At 74.5% G+C, this 2,382-nt stretch carries 2 protein-coding genes; both read left to right on the top strand.

Annotated features, from left to right (window positions below; translation table 11 throughout):
- The first annotated feature begins 72 nt into the window (after window positions 1–72).
- Window positions 73–1,494: a glycosyltransferase 87 family protein gene (locus tag BQ9890_RS02710; protein ID WP_143226214.1), complete on the top strand. Its 1,422-nt coding sequence runs from the start codon at window positions 73–75 to the stop codon at window positions 1,492–1,494.
- On the top strand, window positions 1,491–2,382 hold an 892-nt coding region (locus BQ9890_RS02705; protein ID WP_075889172.1), incomplete at its 3' end, for a mannose-1-phosphate guanylyltransferase. The genes BQ9890_RS02710 and BQ9890_RS02705, both read left to right, overlap by 4 nt.

Here is a 2,382-nt window from a genome sequence, read left to right as displayed (position 1 = left end):
CCACCACGCACGTCGACGCGGGGCCGCACCGAGGGGTGCGGCCCCGCGTCGCGTCTCCGATAACATGGCGCCGTGCCCGATGCCCCACCGATCCGGACTGCTCCAGCCCTCCACGGGCACGTGCGGGAGCACGCCGGGCACCGACCGGGGTCACGGGCGCGCCGCCACCTGCCCGGCAGACCGGACCGGGAGGTCCTCGGGGCCGCCCTCGTCGCCGTGACCGCCCTGCTGGGTGCCCATCTGCTCACCCCCCGCGGGACCGTCGAGAACGACGTCTCCTACTACCAGCAGTGGGCGCAGTGGGCGTCAGCCAACGGGTTCGCGCAGGCCATGCGGGAGTACCCCACACCCGTGGCCCTGCTCCTGTGGCTCCCGAGCCTGGTCGCGTCCACGCCGGAGTCCTACCTCCGCCTGTTCGTGGCAGCTGGCGTCGCCGTCGCGGCGGGCACCACCGCCGCCCTGCTGGCCCTGCCGGGACGTGGTGTCGGGAACCGGGCCGCAGTGGTGTTCCTGCTCGCCCTGGGAGCCCTGGGGCCCATCACCTTCTACCGCTTCGACCTCCTGCCCGGAGCCCTCCTCGCCCTGGCCTGCGTGTGCCTGGCGCGCGGGGGACGCGGGTGGTCCGTGGCCGTCGCGCTGGGCACGGGCGTCAAGCTGTGGCCCGTGGTGACCTGGCCGCTGGTCCTGGGTCGACGCTCCACCCGCCGCGGAGAGGTCGTCGCATTCACGGCCACCGGCGCCGCCCTCGTCGCCGTCTCGGTGGCCGTGGCCGGGTGGGACCGACTGTTCTCGCCCCTGGAGTGGCAGTCGGGACGTGGCCTGCAGGTCGAGTCCGTCCTCGCGTCCTGGGTGCTGCTGGCGCGCACCGTCTCGCCCTCCACGTGGACGGCGGAACTGTCGCAGGCCAACTCCTGGGACTTCTCCGGGCCGGGGGTCTCCGCGACACTCACGCTGGGATCACTGGCGCAGCTGGTGCTGCTGGGGTGGGTCGTGGCCATCACGGTGCGCACGTGGCGCACGCACAGTGCCCACGCCCGGACCGTGGCCCTGGCGGCCTCCTCCGTGGTGGCCGTCCTGCTGGCCACCAACAAGGTCTTCTCCCCCCAGTACGTCATGTGGCTGGTCCCGGTGGCGGCAGCGGCGATCGCGCTGGGCGGACGCCGGGTGCCGGGCTGGTGGGCACCGACGCTGGTGCTCACCGCCTTCCTCACCCAGTTGTCGTACCCGACCACCTACGGTTGGCTCTACTCCGGCTCCACGGGGTGGACGTTCCTGCTGGGCACGGTCGTCATGCTCACCCGCAACGCGCTGGTCGTGGCGCTCGCGGTCTCCATGTGCCGCGCCGCCTGGACGGCCACGCGGCGCGGAGGCCCCGCCCTCGTCGATCCCCCTGACAGCGCGACGGGCTCCGGGGCCACGGCACCCGGGGACCCCGTCCCCGGGACTCCCGGCGCCGATCACCCCACCCCCACCGAACCCGAGGAGACACCATGAGCACCCACGACCTCCACGTCATCATCCCGGCGGGCGGTGCGGGCACCAGGCTGTGGCCGCTCTCGCGGCGGTCGCGCCCGAAGTTCCTGCTCGACCTCACGGGTTCCGGTCGCACCCTGCTGCAGGCGACCGTGGACCGCCTCGAACCGCGGGCGGCGTCGGTCACCATCGTGACCGGGGCCGCCCACCGCGAGGCCGTGCTCGACCAGCTGCCGGAGTTCGGCGACCACCCCGACCGCCACCTGGTCACCGAGCCCTCCGGGCGCGACTCGATGCCGGCCATCGGCCTGGCCACCTACCTGGTGCGGCGCAGGTACGGCGCGGACGCGGTGGTCGGCTCCTTCGCCGCGGACCACCTGATCGCGCGCCCCGACCTCTTCCTGGAGGCGCTCGACCCCGCCGTGGCGGCGGCGCGCCAGGGGTACGTGACCACCATCGGGATCACCCCCACGGAACCCTCCACGGCCTACGGCTACATCCGCCCCGGTGCGGAGCTGGCCGTGGCGGGTGCGCGACTGGTGACCAGCTTCGTGGAGAAGCCCGATGCGGGGACGGCCCGACGCTACCTGGGGGAGGACTACCTCTGGAACGCGGGCATGTTCGTGATGCGCGCCGGCGTCCTGGCCGACCACCTCCGCCGCCTCCACCCCGACCTCGACGCCGGCCTGGAGCGCATCGCCGGAGCGTGGGGAGGCCGGGAGGAACGGGCCACCCTGGACAGCGTCTGGCCGACGCTGACCCGCATCGCCATCGACCACGCCGTGGCCGAGCCGGTCGCCGCGGAGGGTGGGGTGGCCGTGGTCCCCGCCGGTGCCGGGCTGGGGTGGACGGACCTCGGGGACTTCCGGGCGCTGGGCGAGGTCCGCGGGGACGCCGGGGACCTCGCCC

The organism is Actinomyces provencensis, assembly GCF_900155435.1.
GTDB lineage: Bacteria > Actinomycetota > Actinomycetes > Actinomycetales > Actinomycetaceae > Pauljensenia > Pauljensenia provencensis.
Note: the sequence above shows the minus strand (reverse complement) of the source record. Positions and strands in the feature narration are given on the sequence as shown.